Origin of the sequence: Thiorhodovibrio frisius (assembly GCF_033954835.1) — a bacterium.
Taxonomy (GTDB): Bacteria; Pseudomonadota; Gammaproteobacteria; order Chromatiales; family Chromatiaceae; genus Thiorhodovibrio; species Thiorhodovibrio frisius.
On the sequence record NZ_CP121471.1, the window covers coordinates 2278294 to 2299244 of the forward strand.

The 20951-nt window shown below is 57.7% G+C and carries 17 protein-coding genes and 1 CRISPR repeat array; of the genes, 11 read left to right on the forward strand and 6 right to left on the reverse strand.

Annotated elements, in window-relative coordinates; translation table 11 throughout:
* Positions 1-85 precede the first annotated feature (85 nt).
* The 5 genes from Thiofri_RS10680 to cas1f are packed head-to-tail and all read left to right on the forward strand — an operon-like array spanning position 86 to position 4706.
* Positions 86-1168, forward strand: a complete 1083-nt coding sequence (locus Thiofri_RS10680; protein ID WP_009151387.1) for a hypothetical protein — start codon at positions 86-88, stop codon at positions 1166-1168.
* Entirely contained in the window at positions 1165-2013 is an 849-nt protein-coding gene (locus tag Thiofri_RS10685) for a type I-F CRISPR-associated protein Csy2 (protein WP_009151388.1), read from the forward strand. The genes Thiofri_RS10680 and Thiofri_RS10685 overlap by 4 nt, the downstream gene beginning before the upstream one ends.
* Before the next feature lie 10 nt (positions 2014-2023).
* Entirely contained in the window at positions 2024-3196 is a 1173-nt protein-coding gene (gene csy3 / locus Thiofri_RS10690) for a type I-F CRISPR-associated protein Csy3 (RefSeq protein ID WP_009151389.1), read from the forward strand.
* Positions 3193-3735, forward strand: a complete 543-nt coding sequence (locus tag Thiofri_RS10695; protein WP_083848592.1) for a type I-F CRISPR-associated endoribonuclease Cas6/Csy4 — start codon at positions 3193-3195, stop codon at positions 3733-3735. Before csy3 ends, Thiofri_RS10695 begins: the two co-directional genes overlap by 4 nt.
* 11 nt (positions 3736-3746) lie before the next feature.
* Positions 3747-4706 carry a type I-F CRISPR-associated endonuclease Cas1f gene (gene cas1f / locus Thiofri_RS10700; protein WP_009151391.1) on the forward strand — a complete coding sequence of 320 codons (960 nt, stop codon included), beginning with the start codon at positions 3747-3749 and terminating at the stop codon, positions 4704-4706.
* Positions 4707-4803: 97 nt separating this feature from the next.
* Positions 4804-8551: direct repeats of the CRISPR family, unit length 28 nt; unit sequence GTATTCCGCCGGGTAGGCGGTTTAGAAG.
* 205 nt (positions 8552-8756) lie between these two features.
* On the opposite strand, the gene Thiofri_RS10705 is transcribed toward cas1f, so the two are convergent.
* The 3 genes from Thiofri_RS10705 to Thiofri_RS10715 all read right to left on the reverse strand — a co-directional run bounded on the left by Thiofri_RS10705 (position 8757) and on the right by Thiofri_RS10715 (position 12093).
* Entirely contained in the window at positions 8757-9377 is a 621-nt protein-coding gene (locus Thiofri_RS10705) for a hypothetical protein (RefSeq protein WP_009151392.1), read from the reverse strand.
* A 66-nt stretch (positions 9378-9443) separates the two neighbouring features.
* On the reverse strand, positions 9444-10454 hold the full coding sequence (locus tag Thiofri_RS10710) for a hypothetical protein (protein WP_009151393.1): 1011 nt from the start codon (positions 10452-10454) through the stop codon (positions 9444-9446).
* Positions 10455-10548: 94 nt separating this feature from the next.
* Positions 10549-12093, reverse strand: coding sequence for a tetratricopeptide repeat protein (locus Thiofri_RS10715; protein WP_223296844.1), 1545 nt, complete (start codon positions 12091-12093; stop codon positions 10549-10551).
* Between the two features lie 465 nt (positions 12094-12558).
* Here Thiofri_RS10715 and grxD point away from each other — a divergent pair, with 465 nt between their 5' ends.
* Positions 12559-12891, forward strand: a complete 333-nt coding sequence (gene grxD, locus Thiofri_RS10720) for a Grx4 family monothiol glutaredoxin (protein WP_009151395.1) — start codon at positions 12559-12561, stop codon at positions 12889-12891.
* 120 nt (positions 12892-13011) lie between these two features.
* Here the strand turns inward: grxD and rnt are convergent, their stop codons facing one another.
* Both rnt and Thiofri_RS10730 read right to left on the reverse strand, forming a co-directional pair.
* A complete protein-coding gene (gene rnt / locus Thiofri_RS10725; RefSeq protein ID WP_009151396.1) occupies positions 13012-13647 on the reverse strand; it encodes a ribonuclease T in 636 nt (211 codons plus the stop codon).
* A 21-nt stretch (positions 13648-13668) separates the two neighbouring features.
* Positions 13669-14148, reverse strand: coding sequence for a hypothetical protein (locus Thiofri_RS10730; protein WP_009151397.1), 480 nt, complete (start codon positions 14146-14148; stop codon positions 13669-13671).
* Between the two features lie 480 nt (positions 14149-14628).
* On the opposite strand from Thiofri_RS10730, the gene aroA reads away from it, so the two are divergent.
* From aroA to Thiofri_RS10755, 5 genes are all read left to right on the forward strand, one after another.
* Positions 14629-15951, forward strand: a complete 1323-nt coding sequence (gene aroA / locus Thiofri_RS10735; protein ID WP_009151398.1) for a 3-phosphoshikimate 1-carboxyvinyltransferase — start codon at positions 14629-14631, stop codon at positions 15949-15951.
* A complete protein-coding gene (cmk, locus tag Thiofri_RS10740) occupies positions 15951-16643 on the forward strand; it encodes a (d)CMP kinase (RefSeq protein WP_009151399.1) in 693 nt (230 codons plus the stop codon). Before aroA ends, cmk begins: the two co-directional genes overlap by 1 nt.
* Positions 16644-16845: 202 nt before the next feature.
* Positions 16846-18525, forward strand: a complete 1680-nt coding sequence (gene rpsA, locus Thiofri_RS10745) for a 30S ribosomal protein S1 (protein WP_009151400.1) — start codon at positions 16846-16848, stop codon at positions 18523-18525.
* Between the two features lie 87 nt (positions 18526-18612).
* Positions 18613-18927 carry an integration host factor subunit beta gene (gene ihfB / locus Thiofri_RS10750; RefSeq protein WP_009151401.1) on the forward strand — a complete coding sequence of 105 codons (315 nt, stop codon included), beginning with the start codon at positions 18613-18615 and terminating at the stop codon, positions 18925-18927.
* A gap of 24 nt (positions 18928-18951) precedes the next feature.
* A complete protein-coding gene (locus tag Thiofri_RS10755; protein ID WP_009151402.1) occupies positions 18952-20085 on the forward strand; it encodes an NAD(P)/FAD-dependent oxidoreductase in 1134 nt (377 codons plus the stop codon).
* 34 nt (positions 20086-20119) lie between these two features.
* Here Thiofri_RS10755 and Thiofri_RS10760 read toward each other — a convergent pair whose 3' ends face one another.
* On the reverse strand, positions 20120-20623 hold the full coding sequence (locus tag Thiofri_RS10760; protein WP_040857655.1) for a hypothetical protein: 504 nt from the start codon (positions 20621-20623) through the stop codon (positions 20120-20122).
* Positions 20624-20951: the final 328 nt, after the last annotated feature.

The following is a 20951-nucleotide window of genomic DNA, read 5'->3' on the forward strand; positions in this document are numbered from 1 at the left end:
CCGGGTAGGCGGTAAAACAGCCTTGACTTTACGTGCTCATCCGGTAAACTTATCACAACTAACTGCCCTATAGAAGGAGAATTTTATGGCGGAGCGTACCGCGCCCACATGGACATGGAGGCCATTCAGTTGCGAGCAGTACCAAGAGTTCAGTCGGTCGCTGATCCACTTTTCGCAAAAACTGACCAATTCAAATGCCTCGCCCGCCGGCGTACGACTCAGTCCTGAGCAGTCTCTCGATTTGCCGTATGTCTGTGGTCGCACCATGCTTGAACATGGGTACACCATCGGCACTGATTACGTGGCGATTCGCTCAGCCTGGTTTCCGACCATGCTGAAGCAAATCATGGCTTTTGAGCGCGGTGATGCCTCCCCACCATCCGATGACGAAGCCGAGTGGATTCGAGAAATGATGCGGGAGGTGAACACCACGGGGCTTGATGTCGCGGTAGATAGCATCTCGATCCGCGCACGCCAGCTCTTGGTGGAAAAAGATGGGACATACGTTGCAGTGACCCCGTTGGGATCGGCTGGCCTGTGTGAAATCCTGGATGGGAGAATCAATGCCCATAACGAGGAACAGTCCGCATCGAAACGGAAAACACTGAAGCGTGCTTACATGGGCTACGGCGGGTCAAATCCGCAAAACATCGGAGGGAGAGCGCGCGCAGCGCAGCGCCCGCTGGTATTTTTCGCCCCAAGCGGCGGGCATCACCCCAGGGAGGCGTTGCGTTATTACCATCGCGGGATTTCCCTAGTCCCGAACAAAGAAAAAATGCGCAATTACCATGCTTGGCATATTGCCCAGCGCGCATCCAGCGGCGGCGAGTTGTTATCCAATAGCAATCGACGGGCACAAGAAGAAGCGCTGATTAAAAGTATTGCTCAGGACATCCTTTCGCGTGCCGAGCATGCCTATGGCGCCCTGATTGCGCACCGCGAGCGCCTCCCCCACCAGGGCAATCCCCTCGTTTCCCCCCAGGTCCCCGCTACCGTGTGCGGCTTAATTGACCCCTCGTTGCGCGATGGCGATTGGGCTTACCGAACCGCTTGGGCCATCTCCGAAACAATTTCCGATTATCGAACTGCAGGCCGGCAGCGCTTGCTCGATTTCGATATCACATCATCAGAAACGCTTGCGCAATGGATTGAGGAGGTGTTGGTTTGACGTATTTACTACTTCCAAATTTAGATGTGCTGCACGCCAACGCAAGTGCATGTTTTGGATTGATTAGCCCTGCTCCTGTTTTCGCAGCAACCCAGTTGGCCCACGCCCTTGGCCGCCGTATTGATTGCAAGATCACCGGCACAGGGATTATTCATCATTCTGCCCAGATGCTTGGAGAGGGGCCGGGCACCAAAGGATTTTTTGATTTTAAGCCACAACAACGGCGCGGCGCCACATTCATCAATAAATCTGATTATTCATCGTCAAACAAAACGGCCTTGTCTTCACAGCCTACTGCGTCACTGCACCTGCGCGTTTCTCTTCTACTGGAAGTGCAGGGCCAGGTTGATCTCCCGGAAGTCGAGCGCTTTTTACAGCGCGGCCGATTGGCAGGCGGCACGATCATCAGGCATGGCCGGATTTCCCAAAAAGCCCCTGGTGATGACCCTCTCTCGGGGTTGCCAGCCGGGCCGCGCTATTGGCTTATTGAGCGCCGCGATCTGATGGAGCGAGAACCGGACCCGCTTGATGCGCTATTAAAAGCGCTGGCATTGGAGGCGTCGTCCGCTCAAAGTACCGCGTCTGACACCCTACCACATCGAGGCATGCCCGTTTCTTGGCTGACACCTGCGGTACTGGGTTATGCCGCACTCACAGAATTTCAGGAACGGCAAGGCGTGAGGATGCTTGATGACGACGCTTGCACTTTACCTCTTCACGCGTTCGTAGAACCAATGATCGGGCTCACTCAGTATGTGTCAGTTCGCCAATATCAAAATGGTCTAATCCCTTTATGGCGTCCAAAATGGATTCAATCGGATATCTTAACGGTTTCGCAGATTTAGGAGACTTCTAATGACTACACTTTTACCGCCGATTTTCACAAAACTGCCAGGTGTTATCTCTATTCAGAGATGCCTCGCCATCAGCGACGGACTATTTTACAGCCGCAAAGCAGACGGCGCAGAAGAGCCGGTTATGGTGATTCGTCATGGCATTCGCGGCACCCAAAACGTCGCAGAGGGGAAAACAAAAAAAGGAAAAGCGAAGGCGGGCGAAACAAGTGCTGAACAGCGAATGCTGTTTGAGCAGTCCAATGAGCCAGCCGCCGTTGATAGCACGACCAAAGAAGCGGCGCGAGATGTGTCGAATATCCAGATCACTGAGAGTGCAAAGATCGATGCCGACACCACACGCCTGGTTGTGCGTTTTGGTTTGCGCTACATCGACCTTGAAGAATCGATTTTTGCGGTCGCTGGCGCCAAAGGCCAGGATGTTGCTGAAGTGCGGCAGTATCGAGAAAGCGCGGAAAACTTTATCGCGCGCGCCAAATCATCTGAAGGTCTTCGCCATGTCGCGGAGCGCATGGCGCGCAACATCGTGAATGGGCGCTGGCTCTGGCGTAATCGCACAATGGCAAACGGCATCACCATTGCGGTATCTGATAATGATAAGAACCTTCTTGGTTTTGCTGATGCTCTAACCGTCCCGCTAAATAACTTTGATAATGTGTCTGACTTAGAGCAGAAGATCGCCGAGCGGATTGTTTCCGGCCTGCAGGGGGAAACAGATTGCGCCATGGTTGTTACTGCTGACGTGGATTTAGGGATTCTAGGCGGGGTCGAGGTCTTTCCTTCACAAAATTACCTTGACAGCAAACCAAAGGGATTTGCGCGTCCACTGTATTTTGTTTCTCCCGTCGATCCTGCGCGTACCGACCGCTTGATTCATCTCGACACCGTTCGACCAATGGGGCACGCGGCACTGCGAGACCAGAAGCTAAGTAATGCGCTTCGGACGATCGACACATGGTACCCCAGCTTTTCTCATCATCAGCGACCGATTCCTGTCGAGCCGATGGGCGCTAACCTTGATGCGCAAGATTTCTTCCGCGACAAAAAAACATCAGCTTTTGAATATGCGCGCCGGTTTAACGAGCTAGAACCGAACTCTCCAGAGGGCCAATTTATGATTGCGATCCTCATTCGCGGCGGTGTTCTATCAGGGCAAAAAGACGGGGAAGCATGATGCGTCCAAAGGCCTTTTTTGATGTCGCACCAGAGGAACGGCGCGAAAAACTAATGCGGGTCGCTTCGCGCGCATTACGAGAAATGCACGGGATTTTCCGTGAAACGCCGGGGCAGTATGCGCTTGCCCTTCCCGACCATCCGCGCGTTGGAAGGGGGCGGTTGCGAATTTTTGCTGAAAAAAGTGGCGACCTCGAGCGCCTCGCGTATCGATTACGTGAATTACCGGTGCGTTTTTCAGACATCGCTAACGTTCCACAAGACTATAGCGGCCCTTACCGGCGTTACTCGCGATATCGAATCCAGTCGCGGAAGCAAGAGCGCGACTACAAAGGAACCCTTCGCTTGCGCCGAATGCGAGAAGCAGAGGCAGAGCAAATGCCATGGTTCAATATGCGTAGCGGGTCTACTGGACAGGAGTTTCGCTTATATGTTTCTGTCGCGGATGACGCAGAAGGATCGTTAGCAGACTCTTGCGAGCCAGATTCGTATGGATTGTCTGTTGCAACACGCCCATTTGCGCTCCCTTTACTAGACTAGAGTTCTTGCCAGTGACTGCCCATAATCCGGCAAAGCCGCGCCAAATCTTGCTGTCAAAACGCGCTAACGTGTTCTACCTCGAGCATGCACGTGTAATCCAAAAGGATGGACGTATTCTTTATCTAACAGATACAGGAGAAGATGTAGAACAATACTTTAACCTCCCTGAACGCAATACAATGTTCCTTCTCCTCGGGAAAGGTACATCAATTACTGACGCGGCTGTTCGCCGTCTTGCTGAATCAAACGTCATCCTCGGCTTTTGCGGCAGCGGTGGTTCGCCACAATTTGCGACGTTAGACCCTGTTTTTTTGGTCCCGCAGAGCGAATATCGCCCCACTGAATTTATGCAGGGGTGGGTGCGATCCTGGTTTGAGGAATCTGACCGTCTTGCAATGGCAAAGAGGCTGCTATCAAAACGGGTCCATTATGCACAATATGCGTGGTCTAGCAATATCGTACTTAAAGCCTTGTCTGTAGAGTTGCCGAAAAGCCGAGTGGAGACATTCTTGAAGCGTATTATTGCTGCGGAAAACACACAAGAATTACTTCTTGCTGAAGCAGAGTGGGCAAAACACTTGTATGCGAAGCTAGCGGCAACATACCGAATCAATAATTTTGCGCGTAACGAAGGCGCTGGAGAAACAGACAATAGTGCTGCGCGCGTCAATAGCTTCCTTGATCACGGTAACTATATTGCCTATGGGTATGCCGCAATGATACTTAATGCGCTAGGGATCAGTTTTTCGTTACCATTACTCCACGGCAAAACTCGCCGTGGGGCACTTGTTTTCGATATTGCAGATTTGATCAAAGACGCTTGGGTAATGCCGACGGCTTTTGCTGTTGGTGCAAACGAAAAATCGAAAGACCGGGACATGCGCGCTCAGCTTATTGAGAGTGTGCACGATTCAGGAGCGGTTGATGAGGTTTTCAGCTTCGTCAAGTCTCTTGCGCTAGAGCCCTCATAGAATCAATGGATTACGCGGGCGACTCGAAACGAAGGGTTGTTCCGCTGTGATTCGGTAAAGTGCTGATCTTGCAGTGTTTCAGGAGTATTTTTGTCGAGTATTCCGCCGGGTAGGCGGTTTAGAAGGAACGCCCAAGACCCACGACAGCGGAGCCCCTGTATTCCGCCGGGTAGGCGGTTTAGAAGCGCTGGTCTAAAGCCTGCGGCGCTTTGCCGTTGTATTCCGCCGGGTAGGCGGTTTAGAAGTGTTCCATCTTCTGGCGCTGTATTCGCTGAGCGTATTCCGCCGGGTAGGCGGTTTAGAAGTGTCATCTTCCCGAGTGACGACCTGGACCTGAGTATTCCGCCGGGTAGGCGGTTTAGAAGAGGTGGGCGGCCAGCGCGTCCAGCTCCAGGGCGTATTCCGCCGGGTAGGCGGTTTAGAAGTGTCGGTGCATCGGCCAGCCCCGGCGCCACCAGTATTCCGCCGGGTAGGCGGTTTAGAAGAGCTACAGCCAGGGCACCGCCAACCACTACAAGTATTCCGCCGGGTAGGCGGTTTAGAAGATGATTCGGTTGAACAACATCCGAAACAAACCGTATTCCGCCGGGTAGGCGGTTTAGAAGTATAAGGGGGTAAAGAAAAAAGAGTTTAGCGAGTATTCCGCCGGGTAGGCGGTTTAGAAGCCGAACGGCACCGATTCTGTGCCGCTCCCATTGTATTCCGCCGGGTAGGCGGTTTAGAAGAGGGCATCGGTGCGCGACTGCGGGAAGCGCGCGTATTCCGCCGGGTAGGCGGTTTAGAAGATGGATGCGCGTTGCATGGCGGCGCATCAATCGTATTCCGCCGGGTAGGCGGTTTAGAAGAGGGGAGAGCCGTTAAATCAACTTCACGGAAAGTATTCCGCCGGGTAGGCGGTTTAGAAGATGATCGCCGCATCCATTACGCACTAGGAGACGTATTCCGCCGGGTAGGCGGTTTAGAAGAGGCTCTCTCGCAGTTCATTGACCGCGCATTTGTATTCCGCCGGGTAGGCGGTTTAGAAGCCTGGCACCCGCCTAAGCTGCCCGGAGACATCGTATTCCGCCGGGTAGGCGGTTTAGAAGCGGATGACTACGGGCCTGGGTTTGTTTCTGAGGTATTCCGCCGGGTAGGCGGTTTAGAAGGCAGGCCACAGACGCCACACCTCGTCAAGCACGTATTCCGCCGGGTAGGCGGTTTAGAAGACCCCCAGAATCGTTGTCAGGATAATGACAGCGTATTCCGCCGGGTAGGCGGTTTAGAAGTACAAGCAGTCAGCGCTCTCTTTTCGAGAAGTGTATTCCGCCGGGTAGGCGGTTTAGAAGGCTGATCGACAGTCTGCTGACCCCTGGCGAGCGTATTCCGCCGGGTAGGCGGTTTAGAAGGTCGCGGTTTCGGCCAGGGCGTCGATGCCGTCGTATTCCGCCGGGTAGGCGGTTTAGAAGTCACTCGCAATCCTCCGGCAGTTGTGGCCCGAGTATTCCGCCGGGTAGGCGGTTTAGAAGACACAGTCGACCCGGATACCGCAAAAGCCGAGGTATTCCGCCGGGTAGGCGGTTTAGAAGATCTACAACGTCTGGAAGCTCCAGAACAAGACGTATTCCGCCGGGTAGGCGGTTTAGAAGACAGCCCAAGAGATCGGCCAGCGCCAGTTGTCGTATTCCGCCGGGTAGGCGGTTTAGAAGCCCATCTCTGGAACATCGGCGCCAGGCATGTCGTATTCCGCCGGGTAGGCGGTTTAGAAGTCGCGCTGCTCTCCGACAGCGGCTTTCGGTGCGTATTCCGCCGGGTAGGCGGTTTAGAAGTATAGAAATCATTGGAGACACCTGATCATAGAGTATTCCGCCGGGTAGGCGGTTTAGAAGTATCAAGATGCGCTGAATGCGGCTAATGGTGCGTATTCCGCCGGGTAGGCGGTTTAGAAGACCAGAACAAGCCGTTGATGCACTGATAGCCCGTATTCCGCCGGGTAGGCGGTTTAGAAGACTCCGATGCAATGCGCATCATTGAGCCTTGGGTATTCCGCCGGGTAGGCGGTTTAGAAGTGAACGCGGACGGGATTCCGCTCACCGAATGCGTATTCCGCCGGGTAGGCGGTTTAGAAGTGGGGCTCCACCGGCGTGGGTGATGGGCGTTCGTATTCCGCCGGGTAGGCGGTTTAGAAGGCGATGGGATTGAGGCGATTGAGCGTTATCGCGTATTCCGCCGGGTAGGCGGTTTAGAAGGTAAGCGCACGATCCATGATCTACGCGCTATCGTATTCCGCCGGGTAGGCGGTTTAGAAGATCGCGCAAAACACGCGCATGGATACTGACACGTATTCCGCCGGGTAGGCGGTTTAGAAGGTGCGCTGATCGGTGCGGGCGTGCCAGCCTATGTATTCCGCCGGGTAGGCGGTTTAGAAGAGGCTGTTATTCAATCGAATGACTTTGGTGCTGTATTCCGCCGGGTAGGCGGTTTAGAAGGAGCTGAATACCACTTCAATGGTCGCGCCAACGTATTCCGCCGGGTAGGCGGTTTAGAAGGTCACATACGCCGCACAAGGCACGCCTTATGTGTATTCCGCCGGGTAGGCGGTTTAGAAGCCCAGTACAAACACTCCATGGAAGTACCTTAAGTATTCCGCCGGGTAGGCGGTTTAGAAGAAGGCCACGCCCAAAACGAGCGTCGCCAGCAAGTATTCCGCCGGGTAGGCGGTTTAGAAGGTCAAGGTAGTGCGAGCGGATGACTCGCACATGTATTCCGCCGGGTAGGCGGTTTAGAAGGCGCACGGCATCAGCACCTTCGGCGCAACCCTGTATTCCGCCGGGTAGGCGGTTTAGAAGACTTCGACGCGGCAATGCCCATATGGGATGACGTATTCCGCCGGGTAGGCGGTTTAGAAGTGCTAGTCTGGCACACGGAATTGTTTGTCGGCGTATTCCGCCGGGTAGGCGGTTTAGAAGTACGAGCCGGCCGACGCAACAATCGTCAAAGAGTATTCCGCCGGGTAGGCGGTTTAGAAGGGTGAGCTTATCAAGATGCGCGAACTCACCATGTATTCCGCCGGGTAGGCGGTTTAGAAGCGACAGGCGTTGAGTTTTTCTTATTGACTTTGGTATTCCGCCGGGTAGGCGGTTTAGAAGGTCAAGCGCGCATCGGGATTTAGTCTGCACTCGTATTCCGCCGGGTAGGCGGTTTAGAAGTGAGCCCAGAGAGGCGCGCCCAGATGGAGGAAGTATTCCGCCGGGTAGGCGGTTTAGAAGTTACACGTCAGTTCAGATTGACGGAAGATCACGTATTCCGCCGGGTAGGCGGTTTAGAAGGAACAAAGCCGAGCGCACTTGCACAAGCAGGCGTATTCCGCCGGGTAGGCGGTTTAGAAGCTACCGGGAACATTAAGCAGGGTAGCGGCGACGTATTCCGCCGGGTAGGCGGTTTAGAAGACCGACGGCCACCGCCTGCAACACCAGCGCATGTATTCCGCCGGGTAGGCGGTTTAGAAGGCCACCCTGCGCGCCGCCCTCGATGCCGTCATGTATTCCGCCGGGTAGGCGGTTTAGAAGACCACCGCCGCGCTCGATACCGGCAGCGGTCCGTATTCCGCCGGGTAGGCGGTTTAGAAGAACGCAACACAGACTTGGCGCCCACCCCGTGCGTATTCCGCCGGGTAGGCGGTTTAGAAGGACACCAATCCGTCCATCAGGCTTTTGCCGATGTATTCCGCCGGGTAGGCGGTTTAGAAGCGGAACACCAGGGCGACGCCGCTGCCGTTGACGTATTCCGCCGGGTAGGCGGTTTAGAAGGTCGAGGCCGATCTGGCACAACAGGAGGCTAGGTATTCCGCCGGGTAGGCGGTTTAGAAGGTAGTAGCTACCGAGCGACGCGTTGACCGAACTCGAACTCCGGCTCGCGCTGGCCGGCCCAAAACAGCTCAAAAGCCATGTCTATTAGGCATGCGTGAAGGAAACTGAAGTCCATTCCGTTTCGCCCCGATTCTTTATCAAGCGTCCCGCTCCCCGCAGATGGGGGCGGTTCGCAGATCGCTCGTTTGTGGTGGACTGTTTTCCTTTATTGGATTGCCAGAGCGCGGAATCCGCTCCCGCTTCGTTCCCACTTGCGGAATGGTTGTGTCTCGCCGCGACGAAAGAGCAGAATGGTCGTTCCGTGCCTCGGCAGTGTGTAGCGCAGGTCCTTGCCTTGGGGCTCGGGCATGATGCTGTCCGTCACCTCGGTCCAGCCCGTCTCGTCGACGGCGAACCAGCGCAGGGTGTCGGTGGCGTAGGGGTCGCCGGTCGCGTTTCGCAGCTCTGGGTGCGTGGGGAGAATGTCCTGCTCCAGCACTTCCCATGTCTCCCTGCACTCCATGGCGATCAGGGCGCCGCCATCGGGTTGCCGGAAGAGGGCGGTCGTCATCTCGCAGCGTTCTCCGCCGTCATCCGCCGGGTAGTGGAGGTAGCCGTTCGGCACGTCGAGGGTGAAGTGACTGGCCGGGTGTGTCGCGGCCCTGCGGATCTCGGTCTTGAGTTCGTCGATCTTCGCGAAGGGGTGCCACCAGTCGGCGAAGATCCACTGCGGCATTAGCTCAAAGCAGTCGACAATGTCGAGCCTTTTGGTCGGGCCCTGTGCTGCGGCGGAATGGATGCTGAGGCCAATGCAGACGCAGATCGCGCATAGAGTCAGTGGTTTCATGGGCTCGGACTCAACGACAGAAAGTTGGTGAATCGCTGATGAATGAGGCCCGGTTGGGGCCTTGGTTCAATCCGCAAAGGGGCCTTTATTCAAGAAGGTGCAATACGTCTCCACAGCCCGCTGCGCGGCTTCCTCGGGTATCTCGTCCGGGTTGTTGCGAGAGCGCTCTGAGAGATAGCGTGCCTGGAGCTTCAGCAAGGTGCCTCGTAGCGTCATTATGGCGTTTGGGGCGCCGATGTTGAGCATCTCCCATGGAATCCCTGCAATACAATCAGGTGGCTGGCAGCTCTTGGGGGTATTGCCTAGTTCAAAGTCTGTCAGATGACCGAGGATTTCGCGCTGAAGAAAATCTGTGGCGGCCAGGGCCTTGTCGAGGGAGTGCTCCGTCTCCGGCATTTTGAGATCTTCGGGTACGGCGGAGTTGGCGGAATCACAGAGATTAGTCCCAGGCTCTTGGACGGTGGCAGTTTGTTGATTTGAGTTCGAGCAAGCCTCAGCAGACAGATCACTTTGCTGCTGACACCGGGCGTCGTTCAGAACCTGCCGCCAGTCCTCCTGTTGCATGCTGTAGCGGTCGTCCTCGAAGGCTTCGGGACGGCCCTTTTCCGTGAATTGGACAAGCGCATCGTTGTCAAAATAATAGCGATACTCGCCGAAGTCGCTCTTGCGGAAATAAAACAGGGGCTTGCCACCCTTGTAGAGATACTCCTCGTACCAGTTGACAGCCGAGCGCTCGCCTTTGATCTCGACACGCACCAAGGTTTGCGCATTGGGTTCGTAGCTATTGCCTTCGGTTCCCGAGGAGCCGGAAAGGTCGTACCAGCGCCGAATCGTCCGCTGATAGATGCCGACCACGGCTACGGGTGCGTTGAGCTGGTTTTCCGAGATCTCGATCAGGTAGAGACGGCAAGCCGTGGAATCCTGTTGTTCGCTCAACTTGGCACTGTGGTTACAGCGCGTGATCTCCGAGCTGATCTTGTTGTAATAACTGCGGATCTCGCCGATGGCTTGGTCATCGGCCTGTACCGGCATGGCTGCAATAACGTGGATAACGAGAAGGAAGCGAAAGAGTCTCATAGTGATTCCTCAGATCGATGGATGGATAGGCGGTTCAAGTTCGGGTAGCGGCCATCCGTTCAGCATGGCGCCCCGTCCAATCTCGGAATTTGCCTCAGTTCTCGCTCGGCGCCATGAACAGTTGCGCCATGTTCTCGATGATGCTGAAGAATAATCCGGCGCTGAATTCCTTGGTCATGACAGTATCCAGCGGCGGCCATTCAGGTGGGGAAAAGGTCATGGATTCAGATTCGCCGTAGTGCATGTTCCGGACTTCGATATCACCGATGGCAAGTCCGACAAGTTGCCCGGTCGCGTTGATGTGGAAGATTTCTGAGGTCATGGCCTCCGGATCGCGGGCGTCGGGAAGCAGCAGCTTCAGGGTGGTTTGGCCGTCCCTTTGCCCCACCTTGCCGAGCAGAAATCCGGATTGTTGCAAGTAGTTCAGCAATTCGGCAGCGCCCTCGCGGGTGGTGAGAAATGGTGACTCCAGCAGTGAGCGGTTGTTCCGGACAAGGTCGTCGACGTCATTGACCAGATTTGCAGAAAGGCTAAAGCTGAACCCGCCCTCGGGGCTGGGCTGCAAATCCACCTTGAACGAGGGCACGGGGCCCGGTTCCGAGGTGCGACGAAGTACTTTTTCGCCTTTGGTGTACAGGATGGCTCCCTCCGGAGCTGTTCTGTAGGCCAACTCCAGTTCCTCCGAGCGACGCAGTTGCGTCTCAAAGGAGTTTCCCCCGATGTCCATGGCCACATAGGCGGTGATGGGGGTATTGGTTGGCGCCCGAGTGTAAAGCAGCGTTCCTTCGAGCGCCTCCAGCTCCGCAAGGGCCCCCGCAGCGCCGATCAGCGCGTCGGTAAAGACTTCCAGTCGGGAGTCGTATTGCTCCATGGCCTCCTGTAGCTCTCGCGCCGGTGCAAGCCATGGGCTGTCTGGATAGCCCGCTTCGAGTTGAGCGAGAAGTTCCCGGGCGTTATCGGGCTGGCCAAGGGCGGCATGGGACCAGGCGCGCTGAAAGATGATCTTGTCCCCGTCTTCGGAGAGAGGCTGCCGCTCGAGAAGGGCGAGGGCGTCGGCGAATTTCTTGTCCTGAATGGACGCTTCTGCGGAAATCTGGCGGATGGCCGGCTCTTCCCGTTCATCCTCTGTCATCTGAAAAAGAAGCAGGTCGCGCAGAAATTGCGCCGCCTGGTTATGAGAGAAATCGTGCAGCGCGATGGCTTTTTTCGACTTACTTTGTTGGCTATCTGCGGCGAGCGCAGCGATTTGGGCCAGATCATCGTCCTGATCAAGCTGATCAAGCATGGGCTTGAGGCGCGCCAAGAGATCCTTCTTTTCCCTAACTTCCCCGGCGGCTTCGAGCAGGTACACCGATTTCAGCAGAAAATCGGGATCGTCGAGGAGCTGATCGCCAAAGTCATCCATGGCGGCCCCCATACCCTGGGTAAAGTGTTCCGGAAATGTGGGGCTTTGCTCCCGAGAGAATTCGTCAATCAATCCGGAGAGCAATTGGCGATAGTCGCTGGCGTTGGCAAATGTGGAGCGAAAATAGCGTGCTTGAAGGCTTTGGGGGTAATCCAAAGCCAACAATTCTTGCATCTTTTCGACTTGTGGTTGGTTTTGGAATACCGTTGCGACCATCAACAGATCAAAGGCCACGCGCGGCGCCAGGCCGGAATTCGGCTGCTTTTCCAGAAAATTCCGGGCGGCCAGGGTATAGCCAGCGGGATCACCTTGATCGAGATACTTCTCTGGGCGTGGATAGTCGTTCTCGGCAATCGCGCTTATGGAGAAGAGCGCGAAAAGGATCGAAACGCAAGAGTGCAGGGCGGTTCGACCGACGTTCATGGAGCAAACCTCTTTGCGATGGTTGTTGATACCTTTAGCGCGAAATCATAACATTTCGGCTCTTGCGGGGGATCGCGAGGGATGTTTTTATGCTTGCGTATCTGTGGATCGTCAAGTGGCAGAGATTTCGCTACATCCTTATCACGCATCGAAATCGCGCCGTGCTTGGGCATGGGGGCTGGTGGCACATCCGTTTCGCGGCTGCTACGCCGCTTGATTCATCCGGCCCTTGGCCCGATCTGAGAAGCGGTGATAAATCGCAATGAGGTAATCCGGATGGATGTTCTTGAACGAATCGACCAGCAAGTGAAGGGTAACCCGGTAGTGATCTATATGAAGGGGACGCCGCAATTTCCGCAGTGTGGTTTTTCGATGCGTGCGGCTCAGGCGCTATCGGATTGCAGCGTGCCTTTTGCCTTTGTGAATGTGTTGCAAGATCCGGAGATTTTCGAGAATCTGCCGCGCTACGCGGACTGGCCGACCTTCCCGCAGATTTATGTTGCTGGTGAGCTGATCGGTGGCTGCGACATCACGCTCGAGCTGCATCAGTCGGGTGAGCTGAAATCGATGATGGAAGCGGCGGCAGCGAAACAACCCGAGGCTGGCTGAACGCGCGAGGGGTTGGCTCGCTCAAGCGTTTTCATTGAAGTCTCTTGGTTGGGACTGTGAACCTGTGAGCTGGGAACCTTCGCGTGAATGACATGGATTCATTGTCCGGGGTGGCCGGGACTATGCACCTTCGGGCAAACCGCGTTCGCGGCATTGGTTGACGATGCGGCAGAACAGCCGGGCGGTTTGTTCGGCGTCGTAAATGGCCGAGTGTGCTTCGCTGTCGTCCCAGTCGAGTCCGGCGGCGCGTGCCGCTTTGGCAAGCACGGTCTGGCCGTATGTCAGCCCCGCCAGGGAGACAGTGTCGAGCACACTGAAGGCATGGAAGGGGTTGCGCTTGAAGCCGGTACGCTCGATGGCGGCTTTCAAAAACCCGAGGTCGAAATGTGCGTTGTGACCGACCAGAATGGCGCGGTTGCAGGCGCTTGACTTGACTGCCTTGCGCACCGGGTTCAAGACCTGTTTGATCGCATCGCTTTCGGCAATGGCAGCGCGGAAGGGGTGGTAGGGGTCGATCTTATTAAAGGCGAGCGCCCGCGGGTCGAGTTCGGCCCCCACGAAGGGCGAAACGTGACAGGCGATGGTTGGCCCGGGCTCGAGCCAACCCGCGTGATCCATGTTGATAACAATTGCCGCAATTTCGAGCAGTGCGTGGCGCTGGGGGTCGAAGCCGGCCGTTTCTAAATCGACCACCACCGGCAAAAAACCGCGAAAGCGGCGGGCGATCAGGCTTTGACTCTGGTTTTCGGAATCCATTGGTCAGGGTGGGGATCGCTGTTACTGAGCAGTTGTGCCAGTCGCTTCATCCGCGACCACCGGTTCGCAGTGGAAGCGGCGAAAATGTGCGTTGCCGTCGGCCTCGGCCTCAGTGATATAGAGTTGGTTATTGCTAAGATCGATGCGCAGGCGACCGTTATCGGCGTCGACCTGGGTTTCCCGTGACCATACCGCCTCGGCGCGATTCAGCCAGGCGGCACTGCTCTCGATGCGGGCGGGCTCGATGTTGTAAGCCTCTCCCGGGCTGGTTTTGATGATTGTCAGGGTGATGGGTTCTTGGTTTTCCGCTGCGACCTCGGTATAGCTGACCTGGCCTTGCCCATCGAAGCTGACCTGCCGCGTGGGCTGTTCAACGCAACTTAAGCTAATGCGCGTTGGCGCGGGTGGTGCTTCGGTGGCGAAAGCTGTGGGCTGCAAAACCAGCAAGCTGGCCGCTAACGCAAGCATAAACGGGCGGTTTTGGGCGGAGATTCTGAACATCGTGATCCTGTGGTGATTTCCGGTCGGGTTTGATGAAGGTCCAATCGATGCGTCCGGGGCTGTCCGCTGGGCAGGTTTGACCCAGGCCAGCCGGTCAGCAATCTGTCATCGCTTGGTTTTGTGGCATCTTATCAGGAATGGCTTGGGCTGCTCCTTCCGCGCGCTGGAGGTGGCCTGTGGGCGGCTGCTGCCGCGTCGCGCGTTTACAGGAGCGGGGTAATCCGCTATTTTTATCGGGTTGACCTGAATCACATGGATTCATTCGCACGGGGTGGTCTGGACTATGAGCGTGAATGGGCTTTACCGAGAGACAACGGCATCACTTTTCGGGGTGAGCGGGACCATGCGCGTGCGGTCATTACCAGTCTATGAGCCTCTGGTATCGGGCCTTGCGGCGGGGACATCCATCGGCAATGTCTTTCCGTGGCATCCGGCACGGCATCAGGCGGTTTCGTCATTTTTTTCAGGAGCGCGATCCCGGTGACGGCTCAGCATGAACTGCGCTTTGATCTGGCCCCGGGCGGGAAGCTTGGCGGTTGCTTTGCTGTGCCTGGGGATAAATCGATTTCTCACCGGGCGGTGATGTTGGGCGCCATCGCCGATGGTGAAAGCCGCATCTCCGGGTTTCTTGAAGGGGCCGACAGTCTTGCCACGCTCAAGGCGCTGCGCCAGCTTGGAGTCGAGATTGAGGGGCCGGACCAGGGGTGTTTGCAGGTGCAGGGTGTTGGCCTGCATGGTCTGCGGCCATCGCGGACGCCGCTTGACATGGGCAACTCTGGCACCTCCATGCGGCTGCTGACGGGGCTGCTCAGTGGGCAGTATTTCGCGAGCGAACTGATCGGCGATGCCTCTCTGACCAGGCGACCCATGCGGCGCGTGACCGATCCGCTTATTCAAATGGGAGCGCGCATCGCGACCAGCCCCGAGGGAACTGCGCCGCTGCACATTCAACCGGCCGTGGGGCTCACCGGCATCCGTTACGCCATGCCGGTGGCCAGCGCGCAGGTGAAATCAAGTCTTCTGCTGGCCGGTCTCTACGCCAGCGGGGAGACCTCTGTGATCGAGCCGGCGCCCACTCGCGATCATACCGAGCGAATGCTGGGCGCGCTGGGCTGCGCGGTGGATCAGGATGGTGCCTGCATTCGCGTGCGGGGCGGGCAGCGTCTGACCGGCACGGCCATTGCTGTACCGGGTGATATCTCCTCAGCGGCGTTTTTTCTAGTCGGAGCCAGTATCGCCGCCAACAGCGAGCTGACATTGACTGGTGTTGGCGTGAATCCAACCCGCACCGGTGTCATCGACATTCTCAAGGCGATGGGTGCCGATATCACGCTCGTTGATGCGCGCGACCAGGGGGGCGAGCCGGTGGCGGACCTGCGAGTGCGCTCAGCCGAGCTGAAGGGTATTCGCATTCCGTCCGATCTGGTGCCCCTGGCCATTGATGAATTCCCGGCCATTTTTGTCGCTGCCGCCTGCGCTCAGGGTGAGACTCTGCTACGCGGCGCAGAGGAGTTGCGGGTGAAGGAGAGCGACCGCATTCAGACGATGGCTGACGGGCTGCGGGTGCTCGGGATTGAGGCCGAGGCGCTGCCTGACGGGCTGCGCATTCAAGGCGGAGCCTTGCAGGGCGGCAGTGTCGACAGTCATGGCGATCATCGCGTGGCCATGGCTTTTGCAATGGCGGCGCTGCGCGCGAGCGCCCCCATTGAGGTGCGCGACTGTGCCAATGTGAATACGTCCTTTCCCGGCTTCGCCAGTCTGGCGGCCAGCGCCGGGCTTGGCATTGTCGAGCGTTACGGCTGATGTCTGCGCAGTTGGGGGCTGGGCGCCAAGCTCCGGTGATCACCATTGATGGACCCTCCGGTTGCGGCAAGGGCACCATCGCCGCCATGCTGGCCGAGCGCCTGGGTTGGCATTTGCTCGACAGTGGCGCGCTGTACCGGGGGCTTGGTTTTGCCGCCGCGTCCGCTGGGGTCGATCTTGATGATGGGGAGGCGCTGGGTCGGCTCGCGCAAGGGCTTGATCTAACCTTCTCCGGGCAGCGCCTGCTGCTTGAGGGCAGCGATATTTCCGCTGATATTCGCACCGAAACTGTCGCTGCGGCCGCCTCGCGGGTCGCGCGCCATGCGCGAGTGCGCGCCGCCATGCTTGGCTGGCAGCGCGATGCCGCGCGACCGCCGGGGCTGGTGGCGGACGGTCGTGACATGGGCACAGTGGTCTTTGCGACGGCCGCGCTGAAGTTTTATCTGGACGCGAGCCTGAACGAACGCGCGAACCGGCGCTATAAACAGTTGAATGACAAAGGTGTGGATGCTAACCTTGCCGACTTGGTCGATGACCTGCGCGAGCGCGATGGGCGGGATCAGCAGCGGGCGCTGAGTCCGCTGGCCGCTGCGGGCGATGCGATTGTCATCGATACGACGACGATGTCCGTTGATGCCGTCTTCGCTCAAGTAATGGATGCGGTGCGCCGCTCCCTGCCTTCGCTGTGCTGATGCGCTCGGCGCGTTCCGCTGGCGCCAATGCCACGCGGGTGCGCGCTATTTTGCGTTTTGATAGCCCATAAGGATTGTATCGTCGCCGGCGGCTGTGCCCGCCGGCTAGTTTTTTTAACCTAACCCTCCGTGAACGTGTTGGTGCGCACGAATAGCCATCAACCGCCGGAGCGAGGCGAGAACGCCGGGAACTTCCACGCTCATGACCGAAAGCTTTGCCGACCTCTTTGAAGAGAGCCTGACTAACACCCAACTCCAGCCCGGCACCATCATTACCGGGCAGGTCGTCGACATCACCGGAGATGCGGTGATTGTCAATGCCGGCCTCAAGTCCGAGGGCATCATCCCTCGCAGCCAGTTCCTGTCCCCCGAGGGCGAACTCGAGGTGGCCATTGGCGACGATGTCCAGGTCGCGCTCGACGCAGTCGAGGACGGCTTCGGTGTCACCCGTCTGTCGCGCGAGAAGGCCAAGCGCTTCGCCGCTTGGGATACGCTTGAAACGGCCTTTGACGATGGCGCGACTGTCACTGGCATGATCAACGGCAAGGTTAAGGGCGGATTCACGGTCGAGCTTGGCAGCGTGCGTGCATTTCTGCCCGGCTCCCTGGTCGATGTGCGCCCGGTGCGCGATACCGCTTATCTGGAAGGCAAAGATCTCGAGTTCAAGGTCATTAAGCTCGACCGGCGGCGCAACAACGTCGTGGTCTCGCGCCGCGCAGTGGTTGAGGAAGAATACAGCGCCGAGCGCGATGCGCTGCTTGATAAGCTCGAGGAAGGCGTCGAGCTGATGGGCGTGGTCAAGAACCTGACTGACTATGGCGCCTTCCTGGATCTCGGCGGCATCGACGGCTTGTTGCACATTACCGATATGGCCTGGCGTCGGGTCAAGCACCCGTCCGAGGTGGTCGAGATTGGCCAAGAGGTGATGGTCAAGGTGCTCAAGTTCGACCGCGACCGCCAGCGCGTCTCCCTGGGCCTCAAGCAGATGGGCGAGGACCCTTGGGTCAATATTGCGCGTCGCTACCCGGAAAGCACTCGCGTATTCGGCAAGGTCACCAACATCGCCGACTATGGCTGCTTCGTCGAGATCGAAGAGGGCGTGGAAGGCTTGGTGCACGTCTCCGAGATGGACTGGACCAACAAGAACATCCATCCGAGCAAGGTGGTATCACTGGGCGACGAGGTCGAGGTCATGGTGCTCGACATCGACGAGGAGCGCCGCCGCATCTCCCTTGGCGTCAAGCAGTGTCAGACCAATCCCTGGGACGAGTTCTCGGCTACCCACAAGAAGGGCGATCACGTCAGCGGTCAGATCAAGTCCATTACCGACTTCGGCATCTTCATCGGGCTCGACGGCGGTATCGATGGTCTGGTGCATCTGTCGGACATCTCCTGGGACGAGACCGGCGAGGACTCGCTGCGCAACTACAAGAAGGGCGATGTACTCGAGACGGTCGTGCTCTCGGTCGATCCGGAACGCGAGCGCATTTCCCTTGGCGTGAAGCAGCTTGATAAAGATCCTTTCTCCAGTTTTGTCGGACTGCATGAAAAAGGCAGCATCGTCAAAGGCACGGTCATTGAGGTCGATGCCAAGGGCGCAACCATCGCGCTGACCGAGGGTGTCGAGGGCTATCTGCGCGCCTCTGAGATTTCCCGTGATCGCGTCGAGGATGCGCGTTCAGTGCTTAAGCCCGATGAGGAAGTCGAGGCCAAGTTCGTCGGTGTGGATCGCAAGAATCGCACCATTTCGCTGTCGATCAAGGCTAAGGATAGCGCCGACGAGCAGGCAGCCATTAAAGGCTACGCCAGCGAGGCGCAGGCCGGCACCGCGACTCTTGGCGACATTCTGAAACAGCAGATGGAGGAAGCCCAGAGGGATTGACGCTTCTGTGACCCTCAATCCCTGATTCAGCGATTATGGCGGGCGCTGGAGTCCAGTCGCCCCGCCAAGGATGGAAGATTATCCGCTATGATGAAATCCGAGCTGATCGAGGCACTGTCCGATGGACAGAGCCATCTGGCCTACAAGGATGTAGAGCTCGCAGTGCGTTGCATCCTCGAGTGCATGAGTACCGCCCTAGCCACTGGCGAGCGTATTGAAATTCGCGGCTTCGGCAGCTTTTCCCTGCATTATCGGCCACCGCGCGTCGGGCGCAATCCCAAGACCGGCGACTCGGTGGCGCTCTCGGGCAAGCATGTGCCGCACTTCAAACCCGGCAAAGAGTTGCGTGATCGTGTCAACGAGGCCTTCGAGGTTGAGCTTTCGAGGCTGGCTGACAACTGAACCCCTGACTGACAGGAGGCCACCATGGCAGCCCAGCGCATCACTATCGTTGGTTCTGGCTTTGGCGCACTAACAGCCACGCAATGGCTGCGTAAATCAGCGGTCGATGCTGAGATTACCCTGGTAAGCCCGCGGCCCGAGTTCGTCTATCTGCCCGGGTTGATCTGGATTCCGTCCGGACTGCGTAGCGCCGAGCAACTGCGCATTGATCTGGGGCCTTTTTTCAAGCGCATGCGCGTGTCTCACCATGCAGCCGAGGCCACCGGGCTGAGCGACAACGGCCGGGTACTCGAAACCACCGCTGGCCCAGTCGAGAACGACGGCCTGATCATCGCCAGCGGTGGGCGCTTTATCAAGAAGCTGCCTGGCATTGAGCATGCCATCACTCCCTGTGAGGGGATTGCCGCAGCGGAGAAAATCCGCGACCGGCTCAAATCCATGGACGGCGGCACCGTGGCGATGGGCTTTTCCGGAAACCCCAAAGAGCCCTCGTCCATGCGCGGCGGGCCGATTTTTGAGTTCCTGTTTGGGCTCGACCGCCAATTACGGGCCGAGGGACGGCGGGATCGCTTCAAGCTGGTGTTTTTCACGCCCGCGCCCCGGCCTGGTAATCGGCTTGGGCCCAAGGCGGTGGACAAACTGCTCGCGGAGATGGCGCGTGTTGGCATTGAAACCCACCTGGGCCAAGCGCTTAAGGGTTTCAATGAGCACCAGGTCACGACCGAGGGCGGCAGCTTTGATGCCGATCTGATCGTCTTCATGCCTGGTATGACAGGCAATGCCTGGTTCGACAACAGCTCGCTGCCGCGTTCCCCTGGCGGACTGCTACAAGCCGATTCGCATTGCCGGGTACCTGGCGTCGAGCGGGTCTATGTCGCGGGCGACTCCGGCAGCTTTCCAGGGCCGGACTGGATGCCCAAGCAGGCTCATATGGCCGATCTCCAGGCTCGGGCCGCTGCGCGCAATCTTGCCGCCGAGCTGCGTGGCGAGTCACCCAGGGCGGGCTTTAAGGTTGAGCTGCTGTGCATTCTCGACGCCAACGACCAGGCTATGCTGGTGGCGCGCAACGAGAAGCACAATCTGGTGTTGCCAAGTTCGCGCCTTTTTCACTGGATGAAGCGCTTCTACGAGTGGAACTACCTGCGCAAATACCGTTGAGTTTCTCCGCTCAAACCCTTGGGTGCGCTCATGGCTAACTTGCCCGGCGCGTCCCGAACTTCTGCTTTAGATCTCCATTGATGGCCTTGGCCAGTGCCTGCATGGCCTTGGGGTCCAAGGTGCCGAGTGCGCATGAGGCGCAGGGAACGCGATAATCGCGATCAAGCGTCACGCCACCGCTGGTTTTGCTGCGCACGCTAAGGTGTAAGGCGAGTTCAGCCCCGGTATCTCGGGCCAGACCGGGCTGCTGAAAAAAACTTGGTTCGATGATGATTTCTGCCTCGTTCGGTGCCGTCGCCGAGGGGATTTCCTCTACTGCGGAAAAAATTCCGGCGTCGCGAATCTGTGCCGCCAATGCTTGCTCGAGCTTATGGCGCAAGACCCATCCGTTCACCTGATCGACTTGGCCGCCGATGGGCGTGATGGCGGCGATTAAGGGGCCGCTGTAAGTCTCATGTGAATCGATCTGGGGCGAGGAGGAGGCCAGGCAGCCGCCGAGCAATAGGCTCGCCGTTGCAGTGAACAGGGCTTTGAACATGGGTTGAAGGCTAGGGTCCGAGGGTTGTGCGCTATGGATGCAGAGCCCAGGCATCTGGTGCCTGACGCTGTTGGCGGTCAGGCGATTGCATCTCCATGCCGGGGCTTGCTGTTGGCCAATGATACTCCGGCAGTGCCTTGGTGTGCTCTGACGATCTGCCGTCCCTTGTCGTGCGATCCACTGTCGCGCTCGCAGCAAAAATCCTGATTTACAGCGCGGCGGAAAGCAGCGATAATGCACGGCTTTGCTGAATTTCCCATACCACTCCTTGCCTCACCGATCCAGCTTGGGTGCCGCATTCTGCCAGACCCATCGAATCGGGAGGCTT